Annotated in this window: 21 protein-coding genes; 5 read left to right on the top strand and 16 right to left on the bottom strand. The window is 62.3% G+C overall.

All coding sequences use genetic code 11. The annotated features are described in order from the left end of the window. Positions 1 to 60 precede the first annotated feature (60 nt). On the bottom strand, positions 61 to 1,503 hold the full coding sequence (locus tag GJ699_RS10110) for a dihydrolipoyl dehydrogenase (RefSeq protein WP_154375669.1): 1,443 nt from the start codon (positions 1,501 to 1,503) through the stop codon (positions 61 to 63). A 97-nt stretch (positions 1,504 to 1,600) separates the two neighbouring features. Here GJ699_RS10110 and GJ699_RS10105 point away from each other — a divergent pair, with 97 nt between their 5' ends. Next, positions 1,601 to 2,491 (top strand): ArgP/LysG family DNA-binding transcriptional regulator, encoded by an 891-nt coding sequence (locus GJ699_RS10105; protein ID WP_154375667.1) that lies wholly within the window; start codon positions 1,601 to 1,603, stop codon positions 2,489 to 2,491. On the opposite strand, the gene GJ699_RS10100 is transcribed toward GJ699_RS10105, so the two are convergent. Next, the gene (locus tag GJ699_RS10100; RefSeq protein WP_154375665.1) at positions 2,488 to 4,494 is read right to left on the bottom strand and encodes a primosomal protein N'; all 2,007 of its coding nucleotides are present in this window, start codon (positions 4,492 to 4,494) and stop codon (positions 2,488 to 2,490) included. The genes GJ699_RS10105 and GJ699_RS10100 overlap by 4 nt on opposite strands. 737 nt (positions 4,495 to 5,231) lie before the next feature. Beyond that, a complete protein-coding gene (gene hemE, locus GJ699_RS10095) occupies positions 5,232 to 6,317 on the bottom strand; it encodes a uroporphyrinogen decarboxylase (RefSeq protein ID WP_154375663.1) in 1,086 nt (361 codons plus the stop codon). Between the two features lie 126 nt (positions 6,318 to 6,443). Between hemE and GJ699_RS10090 the strand changes: the two genes are divergently transcribed. From GJ699_RS10090 to GJ699_RS10075, 4 genes are all read left to right on the top strand, one after another. Beyond that, entirely contained in the window at positions 6,444 to 8,360 is a 1,917-nt protein-coding gene (locus GJ699_RS10090; RefSeq protein ID WP_154375661.1) for a S9 family peptidase, read from the top strand. After that, a complete protein-coding gene (locus GJ699_RS10085; protein WP_154375659.1) occupies positions 8,357 to 12,514 on the top strand; it encodes a DEAD/DEAH box helicase in 4,158 nt (1,385 codons plus the stop codon). Before GJ699_RS10090 ends, GJ699_RS10085 begins: the two co-directional genes overlap by 4 nt. 118 nt (positions 12,515 to 12,632) lie before the next feature. Further along, the gene (locus GJ699_RS10080; protein ID WP_154375930.1) at positions 12,633 to 14,528 is read left to right on the top strand and encodes a DUF885 domain-containing protein; all 1,896 of its coding nucleotides are present in this window, start codon (positions 12,633 to 12,635) and stop codon (positions 14,526 to 14,528) included. 97 nt (positions 14,529 to 14,625) lie between these two features. Continuing rightward, a complete protein-coding gene (locus GJ699_RS10075) occupies positions 14,626 to 15,084 on the top strand; it encodes a CCDC90 family protein (protein WP_154375657.1) in 459 nt (152 codons plus the stop codon). Positions 15,085 to 15,096: 12 nt separating this feature from the next. Here the strand turns inward: GJ699_RS10075 and tatC are convergent, their stop codons facing one another. The 13 genes from tatC to hisD form a co-directional block, all read right to left on the bottom strand. Beyond that, positions 15,097 to 15,852, bottom strand: a complete 756-nt coding sequence (gene tatC / locus GJ699_RS10070; protein ID WP_154375655.1) for a twin-arginine translocase subunit TatC — start codon at positions 15,850 to 15,852, stop codon at positions 15,097 to 15,099. Next, on the bottom strand, positions 15,853 to 16,362 hold the full coding sequence (tatB, locus tag GJ699_RS10065; protein ID WP_154375653.1) for a Sec-independent protein translocase protein TatB: 510 nt from the start codon (positions 16,360 to 16,362) through the stop codon (positions 15,853 to 15,855). Positions 16,363 to 16,387: 25 nt separating this feature from the next. Continuing rightward, positions 16,388 to 16,591 (bottom strand): Sec-independent protein translocase subunit TatA, encoded by a 204-nt coding sequence (tatA, locus tag GJ699_RS10060; RefSeq protein ID WP_154375928.1) that lies wholly within the window; start codon positions 16,589 to 16,591, stop codon positions 16,388 to 16,390. Positions 16,592 to 16,696: 105 nt separating this feature from the next. Beyond that, a complete protein-coding gene (locus tag GJ699_RS10055; RefSeq protein ID WP_371867518.1) occupies positions 16,697 to 17,065 on the bottom strand; it encodes a histidine triad nucleotide-binding protein in 369 nt (122 codons plus the stop codon). A gap of 11 nt (positions 17,066 to 17,076) precedes the next feature. Next, a complete protein-coding gene (locus GJ699_RS10050) occupies positions 17,077 to 17,415 on the bottom strand; it encodes a phosphoribosyl-ATP diphosphatase (RefSeq protein WP_154375651.1) in 339 nt (112 codons plus the stop codon). Then, entirely contained in the window at positions 17,412 to 17,840 is a 429-nt protein-coding gene (gene hisI, locus GJ699_RS10045; RefSeq protein WP_154375649.1) for a phosphoribosyl-AMP cyclohydrolase, read from the bottom strand. The genes GJ699_RS10050 and hisI overlap by 4 nt, the downstream gene beginning before the upstream one ends. A 12-nt stretch (positions 17,841 to 17,852) precedes the next feature. After that, the gene (gene hisF, locus GJ699_RS10040; RefSeq protein ID WP_154375647.1) at positions 17,853 to 18,614 is read right to left on the bottom strand and encodes an imidazole glycerol phosphate synthase subunit HisF; all 762 of its coding nucleotides are present in this window, start codon (positions 18,612 to 18,614) and stop codon (positions 17,853 to 17,855) included. 4 nt (positions 18,615 to 18,618) lie between these two features. Further along, the gene (gene hisA, locus GJ699_RS10035) at positions 18,619 to 19,407 is read right to left on the bottom strand and encodes a 1-(5-phosphoribosyl)-5-[(5-phosphoribosylamino)methylideneamino]imidazole-4-carboxamide isomerase (RefSeq protein ID WP_154375645.1); all 789 of its coding nucleotides are present in this window, start codon (positions 19,405 to 19,407) and stop codon (positions 18,619 to 18,621) included. Between the two features lie 29 nt (positions 19,408 to 19,436). Then, a complete protein-coding gene (gene hisH, locus GJ699_RS10030; RefSeq protein ID WP_154375643.1) occupies positions 19,437 to 20,075 on the bottom strand; it encodes an imidazole glycerol phosphate synthase subunit HisH in 639 nt (212 codons plus the stop codon). Positions 20,076 to 20,081: 6 nt separating this feature from the next. Beyond that, on the bottom strand, positions 20,082 to 20,672 hold the full coding sequence (gene hisB / locus GJ699_RS10025) for an imidazoleglycerol-phosphate dehydratase HisB (RefSeq protein ID WP_090190670.1): 591 nt from the start codon (positions 20,670 to 20,672) through the stop codon (positions 20,082 to 20,084). An 18-nt stretch (positions 20,673 to 20,690) separates the two neighbouring features. Next, positions 20,691 to 21,785 carry a histidinol-phosphate transaminase gene (gene hisC / locus GJ699_RS10020; RefSeq protein WP_154375641.1) on the bottom strand — a complete coding sequence of 365 codons (1,095 nt, stop codon included), beginning with the start codon at positions 21,783 to 21,785 and terminating at the stop codon, positions 20,691 to 20,693. 12 nt (positions 21,786 to 21,797) lie between these two features. Next, the gene (locus tag GJ699_RS10015; RefSeq protein ID WP_154375639.1) at positions 21,798 to 22,619 is read right to left on the bottom strand and encodes a DNA-methyltransferase; all 822 of its coding nucleotides are present in this window, start codon (positions 22,617 to 22,619) and stop codon (positions 21,798 to 21,800) included. Then, positions 22,616 to 23,923 carry a histidinol dehydrogenase gene (hisD, locus tag GJ699_RS10010; RefSeq protein ID WP_154375636.1) on the bottom strand — a complete coding sequence of 436 codons (1,308 nt, stop codon included), beginning with the start codon at positions 23,921 to 23,923 and terminating at the stop codon, positions 22,616 to 22,618. Before hisD ends, GJ699_RS10015 begins: the two co-directional genes overlap by 4 nt. Positions 23,924 to 23,927 lie beyond the last annotated feature (4 nt).

The following is a 23,927-nucleotide window of genomic DNA, read 5'->3' as shown; positions in this document are numbered from 1 at the left end:
CATACGGGGTTTCGCACCCGTCTGTGTGACTTTTTTCTATCTTTGATTTAACAATAAGAATCAGGGCGCGGGCGTGCAATCGACGCAAGGACAATCATGTGCCGGCTCATGCTGCAGGTGATGCGCCAGATCGCGCAGCGCGGTGCGCACACCTTCCTCCACCACCGGATGGTAGAACGGCATGTCCAGCATGGCTTCCACCGTCAGCCCGGCCTGCACTGCCCAGGACAACAAATGGCCAATGTTTTCCGCGCGCGGGCCGAGCATCTCGGCGCCGAGAAAACGGCCGGTGGCATATTCGGCGTACACGCGCAGCATGCCCTGGTTCTGCAGCATCACGCGGCTGCGGCCCTGATTATGGAACGACACCTTGCCGACCGCGAAGCGGCCGGCGTGCGCCGCGCACAGCTCGTTATAACTGAGGCCCAGCGTGGCGATCTGCGGTTCGGTGAAGGTGATGGCCAGCGGCGTGCGGCGCAGGCCTGGCCGCACGTCCGGATAGCGCGCCGCGTTGTCGCCGGCGATGCGGCCATGGTCGGCCGCCTCCGGCAATTGCGGGCGCTCGTCGTTGGCATCGCCGGCGATGAAGATGGCGCTGTCGCCGCATTGCATCGTCTGCTTGTCATAGACAGGAATGCCGTGATGGTCGCGCTGCAGGCCGGTGTTTTCCAACCCCAGCTTGTGCACATTGGGCCGCCGGCCAATCGCCGACAGCAGGTAGGCGAAGCGCTCGGTGCGCTGCTCGCCGTTGGCATTCTCGCTGGTGACGGCCAGGCCGTCGCCATCCTGCTCGACCTTGATCACCTTGGTCTTGAAGCGCACGTCCAGCTCGCCGGCCAGCGTGTGGCGCGCCACTTCCAGCACTTCCGGATCGCTCAGCTGCGCCACGCTGCCGCCACGGCCGAAGATGGTCACACGCACGCCCAACCGGTGCAGCGCCTGCCCCAGCTCCAGCCCGATCACACCGGTGCCGGCCACCGCCACCGATTCCGGCAGATCATCCCAGTCAAACACCGCGTCGCTGGTGATGACGCGCGGCCCGGCGGCGCGCCACTCGTCCGGGACGATGGGGGTGGAGCCGGTGGCGATCACAAAGCGCTCGGCCTCCACCAGCGTGTGCTCGTCGACCTGCAACTGGGTCGGGCTGAGGAAGCGGGCGTGGCCGTGCAGCTTGTCTTCGGCCGGATAGCCATCCACGCTCTCGACCACGAAGCCGACAAAGCGGTCGCGTTCACTGCGCACGCGCGCCATCACCGCCTTGCCGTCGATGCGCACCTCGCCCGCGTGCACGCCGAAAGCGGACGCCGCATGCAGCATGTGCGCCGCGTCCGCCGCCGAAATCAGCAGCTTGCTGGGCATGCAGCCGACCCGCGCGCAGGTGGTGCCGTAGACATTGCCCTCTATCAGCAAGGTTTGCTTGCCGCCGGCCTTGGCGGCGCGATAGCCGGTCATGCCGGCCGTGCCTGCGCCGATGACGGCGACTTCGGTACGTAGCGTTTTCATGGGGAACTAGTCTACTCCTGATTGTCTATCGTGTTTTACTTCGCAGCAAAAGCGTATTAGTATGACTTATTATTTTTAAATTTTATAAGTTTGACTTATGGACAACTTGGACTACCGCGCGTTGGCCGTGCTGGATGCCGTGGTCAGCCAGGGCAGCTTCGAGAAGGCAGCCATGGCGCTCGGCATCAGCCAGTCCGCCGTGTCCCAGCGCATCAAGGCGCTGGAGGACGCGGCCGGCCGGCTGCTGATCGTGCGCGGCCAGCCTGCCGTGCCGACCGGGCTGGGCCAGCGGCTGGTGTCCCACTACCGCAACGTCAAGCTGATGGAAGCGTCGCTGGACATCGACCTGGGCAACCAGGTCAGCATGCCGGAAGTGGCACTGGCGGTGGACGCGGCCAGCCTGGCCACCTGGTTCCCGTTCAGCCTGCAACCGCTGCTGTCGCCGCCACGCTGCCAATTGAACGTGCAGCAGGCCGACGCCCAGCTGGCGCTGCATCTGGTGCGCGAAGGCAGCGTGTTTGGCTGCGTCGCGGCCGGTGCCGCCGAGCCGCAGGCCAACGGTCCGCAAGTGACGGCGCTGGGCCGCATGCGCTACGTGTGCGTGGCGACCAAGGCGTTTGCCGGTCACTGGTTTGGCGATGGTTTTTCCGAGGAAGCGGCACGGCTGGCGCCGGCCGTGGTGTGCGACCGCGACATGATGAGCGGCTTCCTGCAGCAATCGCTGGCGATGCACGGCGCTTATCCGCATCACTCACTGCCACTGTCGGCGGCCAGCGGCGAATGCGTGTTCGGCGGCCTGGCATATGGGTTGCTGCCGTGGCAGCAGGTGTCGGCGGCGCTATCGGATGAACGCCTGATCGACCTGGCGCCTGGCCATTACGTCGACGTGGAGCTGCACTGGCACGCGTGGAATCTGGACACACCGTTCACGCGCGCGCTGTCGGAGCAGATCATCGCCACCGCCAAGCGCTACCTGCTGCCGGCTTAGATATCCAGCGGGTCGACTTCCAGCGACCACTTCACACGGCTCTTCATGTCGCGCAGCGCCTGCAGCCACTCGCGCAGGAAGGCTTGCAACGCCGGACGTGACGGCGACTCCACCAACAGCTGCGCGCGATCGACGTTATGCACGCGCGTCATCGTCATCGGAATCGGATCATTGATGGTGATGCCCGGATGCTGCATGCAATCTCGCGCCATGGCCAGGAACTCCAGCGCCGTGGCCAGCTCGCGCGCCTCGGCGCGCAGCAGCGCCTGGAACAGATACGGCGGCAGCGCCGCCTGCTCGCGCTCTTCCAGCAGCGCCGACGCAAAGTGATCGTAATCGTGATGCACCACCGCGCCGTACAGCGGATGCTGCGGATAACGCGTCTGAATCAGCACCTCGCTCGGAATGCCGGCGCGGCCGGCGCGGCCCGCCACCTGCATCAGCTGCGCGAACAGCCGCTCGCTAGCGCGGTAATCCTGCGAGAACAGCGCCGTATCCGGATTCAGAATGCCAACCAGCGTCAGGTTTTTGAAATCGTGACCCTTGGCCACCATCTGCGTACCGATCAGGATATCCACCTCGCCGCGATGCACGGTATCGAACGCCTCCTGCGCGCTACCCTTCTTGCGGGTCGAGTCGGCGTCGATGCGCAGCACCCGCGCCTCCGGGAACAGCGCCTGCAAGCCTTCCTCCACGCGCTGCGTGCCGCGTCCCAGCGGCTGCAGGTCGACATTGCCGCAGGTCGGACAATGACGCGGAATCCGCATCTCCAGGCTGCAGTGGTGACAGCGCAGCCGATGCTCCGGACGATGCAGCACCATGAACGAAGTGCAGCGCGTGCATTCGCTGATCCAGCCGCAGGACTCGCAGCAGATCACCGGCGCATAGCCGCGCCGGTTCAGGAACAATAGCGACTGCTCGCCGCGCTCCATGCGCTGGCGAATCGCGGTAATCAGCTGCGAGGTCAGGCCATCGCTCGGCTTGTCGCGCTCCATGTCGATCAGCTTCACGGTCGGCAGCACGGCGTTCTGCACCGCGCGCTCGCGCAACTCCAGCCGGCGATAGCGGCCGGTCTGCGCGTGGTGCCAGCTTTCCAGCGACGGCGTGGCCGAACCCAGCACGATCGGAATCTGCAGCTGCCAGGCGCGCCATACCGCCAGATCGCGCGCCGAATAGCGCAAGCCTTCCTGCTGCTTGTACGACGGATCGTGTTCCTCGTCGATGACGATCAGCTTCAGATGCGGCAGCGACGACAGAATCGCCAGCCGCGTGCCAAGTACGATGCGCGCCTGGCCCTGGTGCGCCGCCAGCCAGTGCAGCATGCGCTCGCCCTCGGACAGGCTGCTGTGCAAGGTCGCCAGCATCACGCCGGGGAAGCGCGCGCGGATATTACCCTCCAGCTGGGGCGTCAGGTTAATCTCCGGCACCAGGATCAGGATCTGCCCCTCCGGCTCACGCGCCAGTACCTGGGCGCAGGCTTGCAGATAGACCTCGGTCTTGCCGCTGCCGGTCACGCCGTACAACAGTGTCGGCTTGAAGCCCTGGGCACCGCCGATGGCATCCGCCGCCACCTGCTGCGACGCGTTCAGCTGCGGCATATTGGCCGGCGCCGGATCGTGCGGCGCATCCAGCTTGGCCAGCTTCTTGATCGCGCGGTCCAGCGCCACCGTGGTCGACACGCGCAGGTTCTTGGGCAGACCGGGCAGCGCCACCTCACCCAGCGGGCGCTGATAGTAGTCGGCGGCAAAGCCGGCCAGCGCCAGCCATTTATCGGACAGCGGCGACAGCTGGCTGCGCACCGCCAGCGCATCTTTCAACTTATCCACCGGCACCTCGGTGGTCTCGGTAATGCCGACGATCAAACCGACTACCTCGCGGTGCGCAAAAGAAACCAGCGCCAGCTGGCCAATTTGCGGTGGTTCATGTTGCCAGCGGTAATCGAAAACCGCATTCAGCGGCGTATCAATCGCGATTTGCAGGTAGCAAGGGCGTGGATTATTCATGGAGCAGCTTGCGAAAAATCCGATGCTGTATGTATCCACAGTTTCTGTGGATAACTTTGTGGACAATGGAATCTTAATCCCCGGAAAGCACTGACATCCAAGTTGGTATCATCCAAAACCGGGTAAAAAATCAAAATTTTTTCTCTTTAAAATCAGATACTTGGAAAACGCTTCCTAGGGAGCTCAAAAATGCCATCGCTCGCTCTCAGCTGTGCATAAGTGAAGTATTTAGGATGCTTTTTTAGGCGAAATCAAGCAGTTTTTTGAAGCTTATCCACCGTATTGCACAGCACAAGCGTACCAAATTTTATACTTATGCCCATACCAAGCTTTGCGACTTGATAATGATCCTGATCAAGCTGCTATTTTTGCCTAAAAATCGTGCAACGCAACATAGATCTAAGGCAAAACAGCAATATTATGGCTAAGTCGCGGTTTACTAAGCATTTTATTTTTTATCCACAGTTTTTGTGGATAACTTTGTGGAAAATGGTCAGATTAACTCAGCAAGCGTTTACCCCAGAGTTTACGGCTTGCTAAACATTGCCTGACGAACCACAAAATTTAACTATAAAAATCATGGACTTACGGCACTCTCCCTAGAGACGAAAAATGTGCTGCCTATTATTTCCGCAGCAAAAAAAATTGTGCATAAGTCGCTAATGAATAGTCCGTTAGCACCAATGAAAAAGGGCACGTCCGGTTCCGAAACGTGCCCCTGAGCTCACTGAATCGGCTTACTTGGCGCGGATCGCCTTGCTGTAGCTGTGGACCGCTTCCACCATGGCCGCCACGCTCTCCGGCGGCGTGAACTGGGAAATGCCGTGGCCCAGATTGAACACGTGGCCGCTGCCGTTGGCGTCCGGCTTGCCGAAGGCGTCCAGCACCTTATGCACTTCAGCCGTGATCTGCTCCGGGCTGGCGAACAGGATGGCCGGGTCCAGATTGCCCTGCAGCGCCACCTTGTGGCCGACCAGCTTGCGCGCCAGCGACAGATTGGCGGTCCAGTCCAGGCCCAGCGCGTCGGCGCCGATATCGGCGATCTGCTCGATCCAGTGACCGCCTCCCTTGGTGAACACGATGGCCGGGATCTTCACGCCATCCTTCTCGCGCTTCAGCAGCGACACCACCTGCTGCATGTACTTCAGCGAGAACTGCTGATAGGCGCCATCGGCCAGCGCGCCGCCCCACGAGTCGAAAATCATCACCGCCTGGGCGCCAGCGTCGATCTGCGCGTTCAGGTACTCGGCCACCGCTTGCGCGTTGATGTCGAGGATGTGGTGCATCAGGTCCGGACGGTTGTACAGCATCTTTTTGATGGTGTGGAACTCGCGCGAGCCTTCGCCTTCCACCATATAGCAGGCCAGCGTCCACGGGCTGCCGGAGAAACCGATCAGCGGCACGCGGCCATTCAGCTCGGTGCGGATCTGGGTCACGGCCTTAAACACATAGTCCAGCGAGCCGGCCGGCGGCAGGCGCAGCGCCTGCACATCGGCCTCGGTCCTCAGTGGACGCTCGAATTTCGGGCCTTCGCCTTCGACAAAGTGCAGCCCCAGGCCCATCGCGTCCGGCACCGTCAGGATGTCGGAGAACAGGATGGCGGCGTCCAGCGGGAAGCGGTCCAGCGGCTGGATCGTCACCTCGGTGGCGTAATCCGGATTGGTGGCCAGGCCCATGAACGAACCGGCCTTGGCGCGGGTGGCGCGGTATTCAGGCAGATACCTTCCAGCCTGGCGCATCAGCCACACGGGAGTGTAGTCGGTGGGCTGGCGCAGCAACGCGCGCAGGAAGGTATCGTTCTTGAGCGGAGCAAATTGTGGCATGGAAGGCAATCAAAGACATTCAAAGAAGCTATTATCGCATCCCATGCCATTTTTCCGCTGTTAAGCGCTGTCGGCCGGGCGGCGCGCCGTTACAATATTGCGCATACCCCTTACTGGAGCCGCCGTATGACTTCTTCCCCTCGCATTGCGCCGTTTGGCGCCTGGCCGTCGACCATCAGCGCCGAGCGCGTGGCGGCGGGGGCGGTGCCCATGTCGTCGCTGATGCTGGGCGGAGCGGATGGCAGCGATATCTTCTGGCTGGCCGGACGCGCGGCGGAGGCGGGCCGCAACACGCTGCTGCGCCACCATGGCGTGACCACCGGCGAGCTGACGCCGGCGCCGTTCAATCTGCGCTCGCGCGTGCATGAATACGGCGGCGGCGCCTATGCGGTGGATGGCGAGACGGTGTATTTCACGAATTTCAAGGACAACGTCGTCTACAGCCTGGTGCCTGGCGCCGAGCCGGTGCCGATCTCCCAAGCCGGCAAACAGCGCTTTGCCGATTTCGCCATCGACCACGCCCGCAACCGTCTGATCGCGGTGCGCGAGCTGCATGGCGATGACGAGCATGCGCAACCAACCAATACCATCTGCGCCATCAGCCTCACTGCTGGCGGCACCGAGACGGTGCTGGCGCAGGGGGCGGATTTCTATTCGTCGCCGCGCCTGTCGCCGGATGGCCGCTCGCTGGCCTGGCTGAGCTGGGACCACCCGCGCATGCCGTGGCAAGGCACTACGCTCTGGCTGGCGGACGTTCTGGAAGACGGCACGCTGTCGGCCCCGGTTCGCATCGCCGGCGGCGCCGAAGAATCCATCTGCCAGCCCGAATGGTCGCCCGATAACCTGCTGCACTTCGTCTCCGACCGCAGCGGCTGGTGGAATCTGTACCGCCTATGCCGCGACCGCCAGCGCACCGAGGGCCTGTGCCCGATGGAAGCCGAATTCGGCGCCCCGCACTGGACCTTCGGTAACAGCATGTACGGCTTCCGCTCCGCCAGCGAAATCATCTGCACCTACATCGACAAGGGCCTCAGCCGCCTGGCGCGGCTGCTGCCGGGCAGCGGCAAGCTGGAAGCCATCGCCAACCCATACGAGGAAATCCGCGAACTGCGCGTCGGTCCCGGCTACATCGCCATGCTGGCCGGCGGCCCGACCATCCCGCTGGAACTGGCCCGCATCGACTTCACCGAAGAAGGCGTCGAAATCCTGGCGCAGTCGATTGAAGACCTGCCGGACGAAGCCAATCTGTCGATCCCGACCAGCATCAGCTACGCCAGCGCCAATGGCCGCACCGCCCACGCCTTCTACTACCCGCCGCGCAACCGCGACTATGCGGCGCCGGAAGGCAGCAAGCCACCGGTGATCGTCATCGGCCACGGCGGCCCGACCGGCATGACGGTCAACACGCTGAACCTGAAAACCCAATACTGGACCAGTCGCGGCTTCGGCGTGCTGGATGTGAACTACGGCGGCAGCACCGGCTTCGGCCGCGCCTACCGCGACCTGCTCAAGGGCCAGTGGGGCATCGTCGACGTCGAAGACTGCGTGTACGGCGCGCAGGCGCTGGTGGAGCGCGGCCTGGCCGACGGCGAACGCCTGATCATCCGTGGCAGCAGCGCGGGCGGCCTCACCACGCTGTGCGCACTGACCTTCCACAACGTGTTCAAAGCCGGCGCCAGCTACTACGGCGTGTCCGACCTCAAAGGGCTGGACCAGGATTCCCACAAATTCGAATCGCACTACAACGAATACCTGATCGCGCCGAAAGCGCAGGCCGACGCGGTCTACGCCCAACGCTCGCCGATCAACCACACCGACAAGCTGTCGCGCCCCATGATCTTCTTCCAGGGTCTGGACGACAAGGTGGTGCCGCCGCAGCAATCGCAAATGATGGTCGACGCGCTGAAAAAGCGCGGCATCCCGGTCGAATACGTCGAACTGGAAGGCGAGGGCCACGGCTTCCGCAAGGCCGAGAACATCATCCGCACGCTGGAAGCGGAACTGAACTTCTACCAAAACATCTTTAAGCTGAACCACGCATGACCGATCCCAAGCTGCTCGCCGAGTTCGACGCGCTGCCGTTTAACGAAAAAGCCATTCTCGCCCTGCTCGCGCTGGTGGGCGAGCCGATCGGCCGCACCGCCATTCTCGATCACCTGAAACACGCGCGCATCGAGGTCGATGACGACGGCACCCTGTACAAGGTGGCCACGCTGGACGACTCCATGCTGCGGCTGGAGCGGCTGGCCTTCATCAGCGTGGTGACGGGGCGTGGCTTCGTCTGCAATCCCAAGCTGCGCTGGCCGGCGATCCGTTCCGCCATCGGCACCCATGCGATGGAAGACCTGTGCGCCGCCTACGCCGAGCTGGTGCCGATGCGCCAGACCTGGAACAGCATGGAGCCGCGCAGCTACCGCGCCGGCATGGCGCGCCTGCGCATGGGCCTTTTGCGCGGCCATAATCCGCAGCAGATCCAGCAGGTGCTGGCGTTCTGCCTGGGCAGCTATGAAGCGGCGCAGCTGCATCCTATCGTCGATATCTTCGGCCGGCCGTTCGAGGCCGGCATGATCGCGCTGGTCCACCCGCTGCTGCAGGACGATGTGCTGGCGGTGCTGATGCAGAACGCGCAGCACGAGCCGCTGACCGCGCCGGTGATCCGCGAATACTGCGACATGCACCTGCAGCGCCGCCACGGCGACGTCGGCACCGAACTGCGCCTGGCGCTGGCGGAAGACGCGCTGCTGTGCGGCCGCCTGGACGACGCCAAGCGCTATCTGGAACGCACCACCGGCGCACAGAGCCAGTACTTGGCCAGCATTGTGGTGCTACTGCGCGGCGCCGCCAGCGCCGCCATCATCGGCTTTGACGCCGCGCTGAAAACCCTGCGCCGAGACACCGGCAAGCGCAAGCAGCTGTTCAACGGCATGGGCAGCTATCTGTATCTGCTGTCGGCGCTGCGCAGCGGCGATGCGCGCCATCTGAAGGCGGCCGAGGCTTACCTGGAAATCGCGGTCAAGCTGCCGAAGAACCATGACAGCGCGGTGCACCAGCAGATCGACCTGCTGCGCCAGATCCGCGCCGGCGTGATGCAGGTCGACGCCGTGGCGGCCCTCGCGTGGGAACCGGCGATGCAAACGCAGGTGTTCCAGTTCCTGCTGTACTTCTGGCTGTCGATGCCGCAGCTGCAGGAGCGCAAGGAACAGTTGCAGGAGCTGGTGAAGAACGCCGAACGCGCCGGTTATCTGTTCATCGCCGCCCAGGCCGCAGGGCTGCTAGGCCAAATGGGCGACAGCGAGATGCAAACCCACGCCCAGGCGCTGCGTTCGCGCCTCGGCTTCCCCGACCTCACCACCTGGTTCGAGCGCCAGGAAGGCTGGCAGCGCCAGCTCACCGCGCTGATAAACCTGCAGCAGCCGGCGAGCGCCGACACGGCGGGTAGTGCGCGCCTGGTATGGCTGCTGACCTACGATAACCGTCACGGCCTGACCGACATCTCGCCGGTGGAGCAGAAGCGTGACGCGCGCGGCCTGTGGAGCAAGGGCCGCGCGGTGGGCCTGAAGCGGCTGCGCTTTGAATCGGAACAGTTCAACTTCCTGACGCCGCAGGATATCCGCGCGGCCGAAGCCATTACGGTGGCGCATCGCGGCTATCAGTCCACCGGTCTGACCTACGAGATCGATCCGCAGCGCGCCGCGCCATCGCTGGTCGGCCATCCGCTGCTGTTCTGGTCCGATCTGCCGGACATGCGGGTCGAGATGCTGGCCGGCGAGCCGGAACTGCTGGTCAAACGCAGCCCCGGCAATCTGGAGCTGCGTTTGCAGCCGCCGATTCCTGACGATAGCTCCTCGGTGGTCATCACCAAGGAGACCCCGACCCGCCTGCGCGTGGTGAACATCCTGGAAGAACACCGCAAGATCGCCGCCATCGTCGGCGATGCGCTCAACGTGCCGGCCCACGCCGAAGAGCAGGTGCTGTCGGCCATCAGCGCCATCTCGTCGCTGGTGACGGTGCAGTCGGACCTCGGCGGCGCCGCGCCGGACATGGAGCAGATGGAAGCCGACATGCGTTTGCATCTGCACCTGCTGCCCTACCAGCACGGCCTGAAGATGCAGATCCTGGTGCGGCCGCTGGTGAACGGCGCCTACTACAAGCCGGGCGACGGCGCCGACAGCGTGATTGCCGATATCGGCGGCAAGCCGGTGCAGACACGGCGCAAGCTCATCGACGAACGCGACGCCGAGCGCGCTCTGGTCGAAAAATGCCCGATACTGGAATCGGCCGAGCAGGATCACGGCGAATGGCTGCTGGGCCAACCGGCGCTGTGCCTGCAACTGCTGGTCGAACTGCAGGCGCTGGACCCGGCCAGCATCGTCATCGCCTGGCCGGAGGGCGAGAGCTTCCGCGTCATCAACAAGGTCGAGACCAAGCAACTGCGCGTGGCCATCAAGAGCAATAAGGACTGGTTTGCCGCCAGCGGCGAACTGCAGGTCGACGAGGGCAAAGTGATCGACCTGCGCACGCTGCTGGAGATGATGGAGAAGAGCCACGGCCGCTTCGTCGAACTGGGCGAGAACCGCTACATGGCGCTGACCGAGGAACTGTACCGCCGTCTGCAGGAAGTGCAGGCCTACGGCGAGCTGACCGCCGATGGCGTGCGCGTGCATCCACTGGCTTCGTTCGCGCTGGAAGAACTGGCGGACGATGTCGGCGGCCTCAAATCCGACAAGCTGTGGAAAGAGCATCTGTCGCGCATGCAGGCGCGCGAGGAATTCGAGCCGCAGCTGCCATCCACGCTGCAAGCGGAGCTGCGCGACTATCAGGTGGAAGGCTACAACTGGCTGGCGCGCCTCGCGCACTGGGGCGTGGGCGCCTGTTTGGCCGATGACATGGGCCTGGGTAAAACGCTGCAGGCACTGGCGTTGATGCTGTCACGTGCGCCGCAAGGCCCGACGCTGGTGATCGCGCCGACCTCGGTCTGCATGAACTGGATGAGCGAGGCGGCGCGCTTTGCGCCGACCTTGAACATGCAGCTGTTCGGCCCCGGCGACCGCGCCGAGATGCTGGGCAATCTGCATGCTTACGATGTGGTGGTGACGTCGTATGGTCTGCTGCAGCTGGAGTCCGCGCTGTTCGCCAAAGTCCACTGGAACACCATCGTGCTGGATGAGGCGCAGGCGATCAAGAACGCCGCCACCAAGCGCTCGGCGGCGGTGATGGCGCTGAAGGGCGATTTCCGCATCGCCGTCACCGGCACGCCGCTGGAAAACCACCTCGGCGAATTGTGGAACCTGTTCCGCTTCATCAATCCGGGCCTGTTGGGCAGCATCGAGCAGTTCAACCTGCGCTTCGCCGGGCCGATCGAGAAAGCGCAGAACCACCGCGCCGAACTGGGCGCGCGCCAGCGTTTGCGGCGTCTGATCCAGCCCTTCATTCTGCGCCGCACCAAGTCGCAGGTGCTGACCGAACTGCCGTCGCGTACCGAGATCACGCTGGAAGTCGATCTGTCGCCGGACGAAACGGCGCTGTACGAATCGCTGCGCCGCGCCGCGCTGGAAAACCTGGAAAAGGTCGAAGGGCCGGCCGAGAAGAAATCGATCCAGATCCTGGCCGAGATCATGAAGCTGCGCCGCGCCTGCTGCAATCCGAACCTGATCGCACCAGACCTGCAGCTAACCAGCAGCAAACTGGCCGCGTTCGCGCATCTGCTGGAGAACCTGCTGGACAACAAGCACAAAGTACTGGTGTTCAGCCAGTTCGTCGATCACCTGGCGCTGATCCGCGCGCACCTGGACACGCAGGGCGTCAGCTATCAGTACCTGGACGGCTCGACTTCGATGGCCGACCGCAAGAAGCGCGTCGACGCCTTCCAGGCCGGCGATGGCGATGTGTTCCTGATCTCGCTGAAGGCGGGCGGCGTCGGCATCAATCTGACTGCAGCCGACTACGTGATCCACATGGACCCGTGGTGGAATCCGGCGGTGGAAGATCAGGCGTCGGACCGCGCCCACCGCATGGGCCAGCTGCGGCCGGTGACCATTTACCGGCTGGTGGCGCGCCACACCATCGAGGAAGGCATCGTCGATCTGCACCAGCACAAGCGCGACCTGGCCGACAGTCTGCTGGAGGGCAGCGATGTCAGCGGCCGCATGTCGGCCTCGGAAATGCTGTCCATGCTGCACGAGGGCTTGAAGAAGTAAGAGGGCTTTATCAAGAAATCAAAGTTCCCTCAGAATAATTATTTTGTCTTGTATCGGGCGCTCTCAAGTGGGCAGATTAGTGATAATCTCCTCCGCTTCAGAGTTAAGGCTGCACATGATGATCAAGACTAAATTTGCATTGGCTGCACTGATGGCGGCCTTGGCCGCAGCACCAGCCGGTGCCGCTACCCACCACCACAAGGCAACGCCGACCAAAAAAGGCAGCGCCAAAAGTACCAAATCCACCAAATCGTCGGTCAAGAGCAAGGGCAAAGCCGCCAAGGCCAGCGGAAAGAAAGTCGCTGCTGCGGCCGCCGTGCCGGCGCTGAAGGTCGCCACCGAACGCTGGCAAGATCGCCAGTTTGACAACACCGCCAATCAGTTCCTGAACGCGCTGTGGCGCATCGATTCGGAAAGCGCGATCTACGCCGGCAAGTACGACACCGCCGCCACCCTGACCGTGTTCGACAAGGCCGAGCAGGACAAGGAGCTGGCCTTCATCGATGACTGGAAGCAGCGCCTGGGCGCGATCAACGCCGACAGGCTGTCGTCCAAGCAGCGCACCGATCTGGGCCTGCTGATGAACAAGCTGGATGGCGACCGCTGGCGCCTGACCACGCTGCGCGAATGGGAATGGAATCCGGCCAGCTACAACGTCGCCGGTCCGATCGATCTGATCCTGAACACCGAATACGCGGCCCAGCCGCAGCGCCTGCGCACGCTGCTGAAGCGCATCGCCAGCATTCCGGCCTATTACGACGCGGCGCGTCACAACATCGTCAATCCGACCCGCGAGCACACCCGCCTGGCGATCGCGCAGGCACCCGGCGTGCAGACGCTGCTGACCGAAGTAGACAAGGTGGCGCAAGCCTCGATTCTGACGCCGGTGGAAAAGCAGCTGTTCACGCAGCGCATCAACGCGGCGCTGACGGCGGTGGATGGCTATGTGGCCTTCCTGACCGAGATGGACAAGCAGATGGACACCAAGGGCCGTCGCTCGTTCCGCCTCGGCAAGGAGCTGTATGAGCAGAAGTTTGCCTACGATATCCAGTCGGCCAGCACCGCCGAGCAGACTTATCAGAAAGCGCTGGCGGCGCGCGAAGAGCTGCTGACAAATATGGACAAGCTGTCCGACGAGCTGTGGGACAAAACCATGGGCAGCACCGCCAAGCCGGCCGACCGCTTTGCCAAGATCGGCATGGTGATCGACAAGCTGTCGGAGCGCCATGTGGCGCGCGAGGATTTCGTCAACGACATCAAGCGCCAGATTCCGGTGCTGCAGGATTGGGTGATCAGCCACAATCTGCTGACGCTGGATCCGAACAAGCCGCTGGAAGTGCGCGCGACGCCGGCCTATGCGGCGGGCGTGGCTGGCGCCAGCATCGATGCGCCGGGACCGTATCGTCCGCAGGACCGCACCTACTACAACGTGACGCCGCTGGATAAGGCGACGCCGGAAGCGGCCGAGAGCAGCCTGCGCGAGTACAACTACTGGATCTTGCAGATTCTGAATATCCACGAGGCGATTCCGGGTCACTATGCGCAGCTGGTGTATGCCAACCGTTCGCCATCGATCGTCAAGTCGATCTTCGGCAATGGCGCGATGGTCGAAGGCTGGGCGGTGTATGGCGAGCGCATGATGCTGGAGTCCGGCTACGGCGACAATGCGCCGGAGATGTGGCTGATGTATTCGAAGTGGAATCTGCGCAGCGTCACCAACACCATCCTCGATTACAGCGTGCACGTGCTGGGCATGACGGAAGAGCAGGCCATCGATCTGCTGACGCGCCAGGCGTTCCAGACGCGCAGCGAGGCGGTGGAGAAGTGGCATCGCGTGCAGGTGTCGTCGGTGCAGCTGACCAGCTATTTCAGCGGCTACAGCGAGATCATGGAATTGCGCGAGCAGCGCAAGCAGCAGTTGGGCGCCAAGTTCAACCTGAAAGAATTCCACGAGCAATTCCTCAGCTACGGCAGCGCGCCGGTGCGCGTGATCAAAGGCTTGATGACGCAGTAGTCCTGCGCTCGCTCAAACAGATAGGCACTTGATTCGATACGATGGAGAACGGCTGTCACGCAGCCGTTTTCTGCTACGATCAAATCGGGGAGGTATCATGACCATGCCTATCTTTGACACTCTCAGCTACGTCAACAAATTAACCGGCGCCGGCATGCCGCGCGAGCAAGCGGAGGCTCAGGCGCAAGCCTTGTTTGAAATTCTTGCCGAGGGAACAGTCACCCCTGGCGCAATAGCGATACTCAAAGCCGACCTGCTGGCCCGAATGGATGAGCTCAGAACTGAGCTCATCGGCCGCATTGAATCGGTACGGACAGAGTTCATCGGCCGAATTGAATCCGTACGGACAGAGTTCATTGAACGCATTGAATCGGTAAGAACCGAGCTCATTGGCAAGATAGATGCTGTGGAAACTGGACTCAACGCTAAGATAGATGCGCTGAGATTCGATTTGGAAGTGTTCAAGGCGCGCACCAACGCGAAATTCACGATTTTGTTTGTGCTGAGCGCCGTGCAGATCGGCTTGCTGGTGTATGTGGTCAGCCGGCTGCCATAGCCGGCCTACGCATCAGGCTTTTTCTTCCGGCGCGGTGGAGATGCGCACGAACATCGGCGCCACCAACAAACCCAGCTCGAACAGCAAGCACATCGGAATCGCCAGCGAGAACATGCTGACCGCATCCGGCGGCGTCACAATCGCCGCGATCACAAACGCGCCGACCACCGCATACGGACGAATCTCCTTCAGCTTGGCCACACTTACCAGGCCCATGCGCACCAGAATCACCACCACCACCGGCACCTCAAACGTCGCGCCAAACGCCAGGCACATCGACATCACGAAATCCAGATAGTTTTCGATATCCGGCGTCACCGCGATCGAGGTCGGCGAGAACTCGGCAATGAACTGGAACACCCGGCCAAACACCAGGAAATAGCAGAACGCCACGCCCGACATAAACAGCACCGACGACGAAATCACCAGCGGCGCAATCAGCCGCTTCTCGTGCGCGTACAGGCCAGGCGCCACAAACGCCCACAGCTGATACAGCACCCACGGCAAGGCCAGGATGATGGCGATCACCAGCGTCACCTTCATCGGCACCAGGAACGGCGCCACCACCCCGGTGGCGATCATCTTGGAGCCAACCGGCAGCGCCTTGATCATCGGCTCGGCGATGATGTCGTAGATATGCGCCGGCCCCGGCCAGATCATCAGGCCGATGCACATGATCGCGATGCCGATCGAAGCCTTGACCAGGCGGTCGCGCAGCTCGATCAGGTGAGAGATAAAGGTCTCTTCGCCCTGGTTAGGAGTGGTCATCTAAAAGAAGGAGCTATTGGTAGGACCGCGCGGACGGAAGCGGGCCACCCGCGCCGCGCCGGAAGTCACATGCAGTTTGCCGCCGGTACGCTGCTTGTACCAGTTGGGGATGGCCGAGTTGCGCACCAGCTTCTTGCGGCGGAACTCGCGCGCCTTGCGCGCCACATCCTCGCTGGTCACGCTGCTGAACGGCGCGCTGTCGTACGACGGCGTGTCGCTGGCCGAGCTGTCGCTGAAGGCGTTTTCCACCTCGGCCATGTTTTGCGAGATCGAGTTTTCCACATCGGACTTGATGCTCTGGGCCGCATCCTGCACTTCCTTTTGCAGGTTGCGCAATTCTTCCAGCTCGATTTCGCGCGTGACCTCGGACTTGACGTCGTTCAGATAACGCTGGGCGCGGCCGTACAGCGTCCCGGCCATGCGCGCCACCTTGGGCAGCTTTTCAGGACCGATGACGATCAGCGCGACCACGCCGATGACAGCAAGTTTGGTAAGACCGAGATCGATCATAAGAAGTATTTACGTAAGCGATTGCTTACTTCTTCTCTTTCGTATCGACGTCGATGGTGCCAGGAGCCGGGGCGGCTGGCTTGTCTTCGTCCGTGCCCTTGACGCCATCCTTGAAGCCTTTGACGGCCTTGCCGATATCGGAACCCATATTGCCCAGTTTCTTGGTGCCGAACACCAGCATGACGATTACCAGAACGATCAGCCAGTGCCAAATACTAAACGAACCCATCATATTCCCCTTGCGGAGCGCATGCGCTCCAGATTTATCTGTTGATTCCCAGAACTGCGGCTACAGTATACGCGAAGCGCAGGGCTCTGAGGTAAATGCGGCCGTTTACCGCTGGCCGCGCCATGGATGGGCGCCGCCGATCACGTGCAGGTGTAGATGGTACACCTCTTGCCCGCCATCCGGCCCACTGTTAATCAGCGTCTTGTAGCCGCGCACCGGTTTACCGTCCGCATCATAGCCGACCGCGCAGCCGGCTTCCTCTGCCAGACGGGGTGCCAGCGCCAGCATCTTGCCCAGCAATTCAGGCTCGCCGGCGGCATCCTGCAGCGTGGCGAAGTGCTGTTTCGGGATCACCAGCAGGTGCACCGGCGCGGCCGGGTTGATGTCCTTGAAGGCCAGCAGCTCATCGTCTTCGTAGACGGCGGTCGATGGAATTTTCTTTTCGGCTATTTTGCAAAAGATGCAGTTTTCCACACGGGCTCCGATTATTCTTTGCGGGATGCTTTTTCCTCGATGCCGGACACGCCCTCGCGGCGCGCCAGTTCATCGAGTACCTGCTGCGGCTTCAGGTCGAACTGGGCCAGCAGCACCAGCGTATGGAACCACAAGTCGGCCACTTCGTACAGCACCTTGCCGCTGTCGCCGCCGGCGCGCGCATCCTTGGCGGCCATCACGGTTTCGGTGGCTTCCTCGCCGATCTTTTTCAGAATGGCGTCGTCGCCCTTGGAAAACAGCTTGGAGGTGTAGGAACTGGCGGGATCGCCGCCGTTAGCCGGCTTGCGCGATTCGATCACGTCCGCCAGACGGTCGAGAATGGTGCTCATTTGCCTGCCTTGTAAATGTCGTTGGGGTCTTTCAGCACCGGCTCGGTGTTCTGCCAGTCGCCTTCGTGCTGGTCGCCCTCAAACTTCTGGAAGAAGCACGAATGGCGGCCGGTATGGCAGGCGATGCCGCCGGCCTGCTCGATTTTCAGCAGCACCACGTCTTCATCGCAGTCGAGGCGGATTTCCAGCACTTTCTGGGTGTGGCCGGACTCTTCGCCCTTGTGCCACAGCTTCTTGCGCGAACGGCTCCAGTACACCGCCTCGCCCAGTTCCACCGTCTTGGCCAGCGCCTCGCGGTTCATCCAGGCGAACATCAGCACATCGTTGCTGCCCGCTTCCTGGGCGATCACCGGCACCAGGCCGTGCTCGTCCCATTTGATTTTCTTCAGCCAGGCCGCTTTCGGCTGGATGCTAGGAGTACTCATGATTCTGTTCTCTTAAACCAGGCGCATCGGAATGCCCTGCTGCGCCATGAAGCGCTTGGCTTCCTGTACCGAATACTGGCCGAAGTGGAAGATGCTGGCCGCCAGCACCGCGTCCGCCTTGCCCAGCTTGACGCCATCGGCCAGATCCTGCAGGCCGCCGACGCCACCGGAGGCGATCACCGGAATGCTGATCGCATCCGACACGCCACGGGTCAGGCCGAGATCGAAGCCGGACTTGGTGCCGTCCTTGTCCATGCTGGTCAGCAGGATTTCGCCCGCGCCCAGCTGTTCCATTTTTTTGGCCCATTCGATGGCGTCGATGCCGGTGGCCTTGCGGCCGCCGTGGGTAAACACTTCCCACTTGCCGGGCGAGGTCTGCTTGGCGTCGATCGCCACCACGATGCACTGCGAACCGTGCTTCTGCGAGGCTTCGTACACCAGTTGCGGATTCGACACCGCCGACGAGTTCATGCTGACCTTGTCCGCACCGGCGTTCAGCAAGCGGCGCACGTCGGCCACCTCGCGCACGCCGCCACCGACGGTCAGCGGAATGAACACCTGCGAGGCCACGGCTTCGATGATGTCCAGGATCAGGCCACGGTTGTCGCTGGTGGCGGTGATATCGAGGAAGGTCAGCTCGTCGGCGCCCTGCTCGTCGTAGCGGCGGGCGATTTCGACCGGGTCGCCGGCATCGCGCAGCTCGGTGAAATTGACGCCTTTGACGACGCGGCCATCGGTCACGTCCAGGCAGGGGATGATGCGTTTAGCCAGCATAGTGTTATTCGTCTTCTTCTTCGATCAGGTCGCCGCTGAGCTCGTCAGCGCGTTCCTGCGCCGACGCCAGATCGATGGTGCCTTCGTAAATCGAACGGCCGCAGATCACGCCTTCGATGCCTTCGTCCTGTACCGCGCACAGCGCTTCGACGTCGGCCAGATTGTGCAGGCCGCCGGAAGCGATCACCGGGATCTTGACCGCTTGCGCCAGCTTGACGGTGGCTTCGATATTGACGCCGCCCATCATGCCATCACGGCCGATGTCGGTGTAGATGATCGATTCCACGCCATAGGCTTCGAATTTCTTGGCCAGGTCGATCACTTCGTGGCCGGACATTTTGCTCCAGCCATCGGTCGCCACCTTGCCGTCCTTGGCATCCAGGCCGACGATGATGTGGCCGGGGAAGGCGCCGCACGCATCGTGCAGGAAGCCCGGCTCTTTCACCGCGGCGGTGCCGATGATGACGTAGCTGATGCCGGCGTCCAGATAGCGCTCGATGGTGTCCAGGTCGCGGATACCGCCGCCCAGCTGCACCGGGATCTCGTCCAGGTCGTTTTCTTCAGCGTAGTCCTGCACCGCTTTCAGAATCGATTTGATGGCCGCCTCGTTCTTCGGCTTGCCGGCGAACGCGCCGTTCAAGTCGACCAGGTGCAGGCGACGCGCGCCCTGTTTCAGCCAATGCAGGGCCATCTCGGCCGGATCTTCGGAGAAAACGGTGGCGAGTTCCATATCGCCCTGTTTCAGGCGAACGCAGTGACCGTCTTTGAGGTCGATAGCAGGAATGAGCAGCATGATGGTTTAAGTTAAATTAGAAAAAAGAATCAAGGGTTCCAGTGGACGAAGTTTTTGTACAGCTGCAGTCCGGCCGCGGCGCTTTTCTCCGGGTGGAACTGAGTCGCAAAAATATTATCACGGGCGACGGCACAACTGAACGGCGCACCGTAAACGGTTTGCCCGACAGTGTGTGCGGCCTGCTCCGGCTGCGCGAAATAGCTGTGCACGAAGTAGAAGTAGGCGTTGTCCGGAATATCCTGCCACATCGGATGAGACGCCGTTTGCTGCACTTGGTTCCAGCCCATTTGCGGCACCTTGAAGCGCGAGCCGTCATCTTGCAGCTGACCGTCCAGCTGGAAGCGCACTACTTTGCCGGGCAACAGGCCCAGGCCGGCGGCATTGCCTTCCTCGCTGACATCAAACAACATTTGCTCGCCGATGCACACGCCCATCAGCGGTTTGTTTTTCGACGCCGCCAACAGCGCGTCCTGCACGCCGGACTCGCGCAGGCTGCGCATGCAGTCCGGCATCGCGCCCTGGCCGGGCAGCACGATGCGGTCGGCGGATTCGATATCGGCCACTTCACCCGAGATCAGCACATTGGCTTCCGGCGCCACGGCGCGCAGCGCCTGCGCGACCGAGCGCAGATTACCCATGCCGTAATCAACAACTACGATTTTTTTCATGGTGGTTTACAGAGTGCCTTTGGTCGACGGAATAGTGCCGGCGGCGCGCGGGTCCAGCTCGGAAGCCATGCGCAGCGCGCGGCCAAATGCCTTGAACACGGTTTCGCACTGGTGGTGGGCGTTGGTGCCACGCAGATTATCGATGTGCAGCGTCACCAGCGCGTGGTTGACGAAGCCGCGGAAGAATTCCAGCGTCAGATCAACGTCGAAGGTGCCGATCATGGCCCGGGTGAACGGGATGTGATATTCGATGCCTGGCCGGCCGGAATAATCCAGCACGACGCGCGACAGCGCCTCGTCCAGCGGCACATACGAATGGCCGTAGCGGACGATGCCCTTGCGGTCGCCGATGGCCTTGGCTACCGCCATGCCCAGCGTGATGCCGACGTCTTCCACCGTGTGGTGGTTGTCGATATGGATATCGCCGGTGGCCTCGACTTCCAGGTCGAACAGGCCGTGGCGGGCGATCTGGTCCAGCATATGGTCGAGGAAGGGCACGCCGGTGTTCAGCTTTTGCTTGCCGGTGCCGTCCAGGTTGATGGATACGCGGACTTGCGTCTCGTTGGTGTTACGGATGATTTCTGCGGTGCGGTTCATGAAGGGCTCGCGAGGTTCTCAGGCTGCCAGCGATGCGGCGAAAGCATCGAGGAAGGCGGAATTTTCTTCCGGGGTACTGACCGTGATACGTAAACAATTGGTCAGCACATCGTGCATTTTACTCACATTTTTAATTAATACCTTGTGAGACAGCAGTTTCAAGTGGGCATCGTCGGAATCAGGCACACGAATCAAGATAAAATTCGCCGCCGACGGAAACACCTCGACACCCGGTAAAGCGGCCAACGCAGCCATCAGATCGGCGCGTGCGGCGCGCAAATTGGCGGCCTGACGGTTCAGCACGTCCACATGGTCCAGCGCGAACTCGGCCGCTACCTGGGTCAACACGTTGATGTTGTATGGAGGCCGCACTTTGTCCAGTTCGACCAGCAATTGCGGCGCCGCCGACAAATAGCCGAGGCGGATTCCGGCCAGGCCCAGCTTGGACACGGTACGCATCAGCACCAGATTATTGAATTCAGGCAAACGATGCATGAAGCTCTGCTGGGCGAACGGCTCGTAGGCCTCATCCACCACCGCCAGGCCGAAGCCGTCCAGCGCGCGGATGATGGCGACGATATCGTCCTCGGCAAACAGGTTGCCGGTCGGGTTGTTCGGGTAGGACAGGAACACCAGCGCCGGCTTGTGCTGTTCGATCGCGGCCAGCATGGCCGGCAGGTCCAGCGTCAGGTCGGCCTTCAGCGGCACGCCGACGTAATCCATGCCGGCGAATTGCGCCGAGCGCTGGTACATCACGAACGACGGCGTTGGCGCCACCACCACGGCGCGGCGGTCCTGCTGGGCGCAGGCCATGCACAGCATGGAAATCAGTTCATCCGAGCCGTTGCCTAGGATGACGTCATAGCCGGCTGGCACACCCAGCGTCTGCTGGATGCGCTGCTTGATGCTGGCATAGGACGCGGCCGGATAACGGTTCAGCGCCACGTCGGCCAGGCGCTGCGCCAGATCGGTGCGCAGATGCTGCGGCAGGTGGTAAGGGTTCTCCATCGCATCCAATTTAAGGTAACCGCTCGCGTCGGCGACGTGATAGCTGGCTACGGCTCTCACGTCGGGACGGATGGCGCTGTTAACCAGCGTGTCGATGGGGGACATCTTACTAAGCTCCTATGAGTTGACGGTTGAACTGCGCTTGGCCCGTGGCGTGGGCTTTTTCTTGGGTGGCGGCTGCGGCGCATCCGCCGTCGCCAGCCGTTCGGCGATGATGGCGCAATACTCCGGATTCAATTCGAAACCGACGTAGTTGCGGCCATTGCGCTTGGCGGCAATCGCCGTGGTGCCGCTGCCCATGAACAGATCCAGCACCACGCCGTCCGGCGGGCACGATGCCTTGACCATGCGCTCGATGATTTCCAGCGGCTTTTGGGTCGGGTGGTCGGCGCGCTCCGGATGTTCGCGGTGCAGGCGCGACACGCTCCACAAATCCTTCGGGTTGTAACCCACTTCCAGCCATTTCGCGCCGATGAAGATGGAGCGCGAGCGGGCTTTCTTGGTCTCGGCATCGTACGGAATGCGCACCGCGTCGAGATCGAAATAATAATCCTTGCGGCGCACGAAGAAGCCGATGGTGTCGTGCACCGACGAGAAGCTGCGCACGCTGCCGCCCATTGACGGCACGCGGCGGTCCCAGATAATCTCGTTCATCATCGTCATGCGCTTTTTCAGCATGACGAAAATCTCCGGCGAAAAGCGCCAGGTCAGGAAAATATACAGGCTGCCGTTCGGCTTCAGCTTGGGCAGCGCTGCCTCGATCCATTGCTCGGTCCAGCGCAGGTATTCGTCCACCGTTTGCTGGTCCGAGGCATTGCCGTAGTCCTTGCCCAGGTTGTACGGCGGGTCGGTCAGAATCAGATCGATGGAAGCATCCGGGATGCGCGCCAGGCCGGTCAGCGCATCCTCACAAAAGACCTGATTGATCCATGCCGTCATTTCAGACGCAGCTCCGCGCTGCGGGCGTGTGCCTGCAGACCTTCGCCATACGCCAGTTCGGCCGCGACCTTGCCCAGCGTTTGCGCGCCGGCTTCGCTGACCATGATGACCGACGAACGTTTCTGGAAATCGTACACGCCCAGCGGCGACGAGAAGCGCGCGGTGCGCGAAGTCGGCAGCACGTGGTTCGGACCGCAGCAGTAGTCCCCCAGCGACTCGGACGAGAAGCGACCGAGGAACATGGCGCCGGCGTGACGGATCTTGTCAGCCCACTGCTGCGGCTCGACGGCGGAGATTTCCAGGTGCTCGGCGGCGATGCTGTTGGCGATGGCGCAGGCTTCATCCATGTCGCGCACTTTGACCAGCGCGCCACGGTCGCCCAGCGAGGTCTTGATCACTTCCTGGCGCGGCATGGTCGGCAGCAGCTTGGCGATACTGGCTTCCACTTGCGCGATGTAGTCGGCGTCAGGGCACAGCAGGATGGCTTGCGCCAGCTCGTCGTGCTCCGCTTGCGAGAACAGGTCCATGGCGATCCAGTCCGGATCGGTGGTGCCGTCGGCAACGATCAGGATTTCCGACGGGCCGGCGATCATGTCGATGCCGACCACGCCGAACACGCGGCGCTTGGCCGAAGCGACATAAGCATTGCCAGGGCCGACGATCTTGTCGACCGGCTGTATCGTTTCAGTGCCATAGGCCAGCGCGCCCACCGCCTGCGCGCCGCCGATGGTGATGACGCGGGTGACGCCGGCAATCGCGGCGGCGGCCAGCACCATCTGGTTCTTCACGCCGTCCGGGGTTGGTACCACCATGATGATTTCTTCAACGCCGGCGACGTGCGCCGGAATCGCGTTCATCAGCACCGATGATGGATAGGCTGCCTTGCCGCCCGGGACGTAAATGCCGACCCGGTCCAGCGGCGTTACGCGCTGGCCCAGCACCGTGCCATCCAGCTCGGTGTAGGTAAAGCCGTTCAGTTCCTGCTTCTGGCGTTCGTGGAAAGCGCGCACGCGCTGTGCGGCGACTTCCAGCGCCTTGCGTTGGGCTTCCGGAATCGCGGCCAGCGCGGCCTGTAATTCCTGTTGCGAGACTTCCAGCGCCGCCATGCTGGTGGCGCCGCCGTTTGGAATGCGGTCGAAGCGGTTGGTGTATTCGAGTACGGCGGCATCGCCGCGCGCTTTGACGTCGGCGAGGATGTTGCCGACAGCGGATTCGATGGCGTCATCGGTGCTGGCTTCAAACGCCAGCAGGGTATCCAGACGCTGTTTGAAATCGGCCTGGCTGGAATCGAGCTTGGTAATCATGGCG

The organism is Duganella guangzhouensis, from assembly GCF_009674535.1.
Classification (GTDB): domain Bacteria; phylum Pseudomonadota; class Gammaproteobacteria; order Burkholderiales; family Burkholderiaceae_D; genus Rugamonas; species Rugamonas guangzhouensis.
Note: the sequence above shows the minus strand (reverse complement) of the source record. Positions and strands in the feature narration are given on the sequence as shown.

Bases quoted from the DNA above. Each gene is read 5' to 3' on its own strand.
- hisA (WP_154375645.1), bottom strand. From the start codon at position 19,407: ATGCTGCTCATTCCTGCTATCGACCTCAAAGACGGTCACTGCGTTCGC.
- GJ699_RS10100 (WP_154375665.1), bottom strand. From the start codon at position 4,494: ATGAATAATCCACGCCCTTGCTACCTGCAAATCGCGATTGATACGCCG.
- tatC (WP_154375655.1), bottom strand. From the start codon at position 15,852: ATGACCACTCCTAACCAGGGCGAAGAGACCTTTATCTCTCACCTGATC.
- hisF (WP_154375647.1), bottom strand. From the start codon at position 18,614: ATGCTGGCTAAACGCATCATCCCCTGCCTGGACGTGACCGATGGCCGC.
- GJ699_RS10090 (WP_154375661.1), top strand. From the start codon at position 6,444: ATGACTTCTTCCCCTCGCATTGCGCCGTTTGGCGCCTGGCCGTCGACC.
- hisC (WP_154375641.1), bottom strand. From the start codon at position 21,785: ATGTCCCCCATCGACACGCTGGTTAACAGCGCCATCCGTCCCGACGTG.
- hisI (WP_154375649.1), bottom strand. From the start codon at position 17,840: ATGAGTACTCCTAGCATCCAGCCGAAAGCGGCCTGGCTGAAGAAAATC.
- tatA (WP_154375928.1), bottom strand. From the start codon at position 16,591: ATGGGTTCGTTTAGTATTTGGCACTGGCTGATCGTTCTGGTAATCGTC.
- tatB (WP_154375653.1), bottom strand. From the start codon at position 16,362: ATGATCGATCTCGGTCTTACCAAACTTGCTGTCATCGGCGTGGTCGCG.
- GJ699_RS10015 (WP_154375639.1), bottom strand. From the start codon at position 22,619: ATGACGGCATGGATCAATCAGGTCTTTTGTGAGGATGCGCTGACCGGC.
- hisB (WP_090190670.1), bottom strand. From the start codon at position 20,672: ATGAACCGCACCGCAGAAATCATCCGTAACACCAACGAGACGCAAGTC.
- hisH (WP_154375643.1), bottom strand. From the start codon at position 20,075: ATGAAAAAAATCGTAGTTGTTGATTACGGCATGGGTAATCTGCGCTCG.
- hemE (WP_154375663.1), bottom strand. From the start codon at position 6,317: ATGCCACAATTTGCTCCGCTCAAGAACGATACCTTCCTGCGCGCGTTG.
- GJ699_RS10105 (WP_154375667.1), top strand. From the start codon at position 1,601: ATGGACAACTTGGACTACCGCGCGTTGGCCGTGCTGGATGCCGTGGTC.
- GJ699_RS10075 (WP_154375657.1), top strand. From the start codon at position 14,626: ATGACCATGCCTATCTTTGACACTCTCAGCTACGTCAACAAATTAACC.
- GJ699_RS10080 (WP_154375930.1), top strand. From the start codon at position 12,633: ATGATCAAGACTAAATTTGCATTGGCTGCACTGATGGCGGCCTTGGCC.
- hisD (WP_154375636.1), bottom strand. From the start codon at position 23,923: ATGATTACCAAGCTCGATTCCAGCCAGGCCGATTTCAAACAGCGTCTG.
- GJ699_RS10050 (WP_154375651.1), bottom strand. From the start codon at position 17,415: ATGAGCACCATTCTCGACCGTCTGGCGGACGTGATCGAATCGCGCAAG.
- GJ699_RS10110 (WP_154375669.1), bottom strand. From the start codon at position 1,503: ATGAAAACGCTACGTACCGAAGTCGCCGTCATCGGCGCAGGCACGGCC.
- GJ699_RS10085 (WP_154375659.1), top strand. From the start codon at position 8,357: ATGACCGATCCCAAGCTGCTCGCCGAGTTCGACGCGCTGCCGTTTAAC.